Annotated in this window: 2 protein-coding genes and 2 pseudogenes; all 4 read right to left on the bottom strand. The window is 47.8% G+C overall.

From position 1 onward, the window contains the following. Window positions 1-388, bottom strand: a pseudogene (locus CEV08_RS09180) (late control protein); the annotation flags it as partial. Next, window positions 388-642 (bottom strand): tail protein X, encoded by a 255-nt coding sequence (locus tag CEV08_RS09175; RefSeq protein WP_100131280.1) that lies wholly within the window; start codon window positions 640-642, stop codon window positions 388-390. The pseudogene CEV08_RS09180 and the gene CEV08_RS09175, both read right to left, overlap by 1 nt. After that, window positions 639-1,124: a phage tail protein gene (locus CEV08_RS09170; RefSeq protein WP_100131279.1), complete on the bottom strand. Its 486-nt coding sequence runs from the start codon at window positions 1,122-1,124 to the stop codon at window positions 639-641. Before CEV08_RS09170 ends, CEV08_RS09175 begins: the two co-directional genes overlap by 4 nt. Window positions 1,125-1,229: 105 nt before the next feature. Further along, window positions 1,230-1,436: pseudogene (locus CEV08_RS09165) on the bottom strand (hypothetical protein); the annotation flags it as partial.

The raw sequence follows: 1,436 nt of genomic DNA, 5'->3' as shown, positions 1-1,436 counted from the left end.
GGCGTTTRGCAAGTGTCTCGACAATCTCAGCAATGGTTTGGTGGTCAAAATGTTCACTCGCCTGTTCTTTGAGTTCTTTCTGCATCGAAGCACTTTTGCCACAAAGGCGCAAAATCTCTCCATCACTGCCACCAATACTTACCACCGACTCAACAACAAAACGCCCCATAAAGGCACGGATGCTGTTTTGATAACCAAAGGTAACCTGGAGTGCGCTGTTGCTKGAGGGAATCTCTAAATCATGRYCACGATCATCAAACTCTGCTTCAAATGTATCGGCTTCATTGCCCGCATGGTCCGTAATGGTTGCCGTTAAAAGACGCTGGTAAAAAACCTCATGGACAAGTTTCTCCCCAACTCTTACTTCAATAAAGGGATGTGTGCGCATTAATCCCATAGCCTTTTGACCACGCTGTTCTTTTCTTGGCTARCAAATTCAGGCAGAATGACCTTTAAGCCCCGTGGCAATAGGGCACCATATCTCGCAATACCTGGATTGGCTTGTAAASTAGCCTCACAATACCCTCTGATCGCTCCAACTTGWGAACGRTCTCCTAAMACAGCCATAGCATGTTGAAAGCAGATCAGATCAAGACTCATATCTTCTAGCTCTACCACGAGATGCTTTTCTGGTATCTTCATGGCGTTTGTTCCCCTTGGRAATATTGATCATATCTCCYTTGGTATTGYCCCCCCTGATATTGACCTTGTGGTTTTCCACCGTCAAAAAACGGTAACAAGCTAATRGCATAGCGAATGCGCCCCGATTGMCCAGAGCGACTGATGTAATCATGGTCTTTCGTAACACTGGTGATCACCACAGATCCATGGAGAAGGGCACTATAGCCRTTRTCACTCATCCAACGGATCATCTGAACGGGTTTGGCTGCACGAATGGTTCTGGTGATGGCATCTATCGCTACTCGGTCCCCAAATTCTTCTGGAAACAACACCCCATGAATGGTTTTRGGRTCATTGCCATAGCCGGTAAATTGCAAACCGGGAGCCTTACCAAAACGCTCTAGGCAAACCCATGAGGCAGAAAACTCTTCCTCAAAGGATTGGAAATTTAGCCAGTCCACATAAAAGAGATGTGGTCCTAACATCAGCAAAGGATCTCTCATAAACGCCCTCCCCTTGATTGTATCCCTTCCATCACGTCATCTCTTTCGAAACCTACCATTGCATCTCTCCTACCATTGCGCCCTCCTAGCACTTCATCCCTCCCCTCACTCTGTTCCGCCATGCAGCGCATTGGCGCGTGCCCGTTGCAAAGCATGGGCAACCGCACGACCAGTAGCCATAGGTTCACGCGCCCCATTGACATGCACTGTGACATTTTGATTGTGGGTGATGGGGGAGTGGTCTTTGTCTCTTTGTTCTCTGGCAGATGAATTGACAGGAGAACCCCCCGCAAATTGCACGATGGGTTGGAT

The sequence above is a fragment of the Bartonella tribocorum genome (assembly GCF_002778015.1).
GTDB classification, from domain to species: Bacteria; Pseudomonadota; Alphaproteobacteria; order Rhizobiales; family Rhizobiaceae; genus Bartonella; species Bartonella tribocorum_B.
The sequence above is the reverse complement of the archived record's forward strand: the minus strand, read 5'-3'. Positions and strand labels throughout refer to the sequence as shown.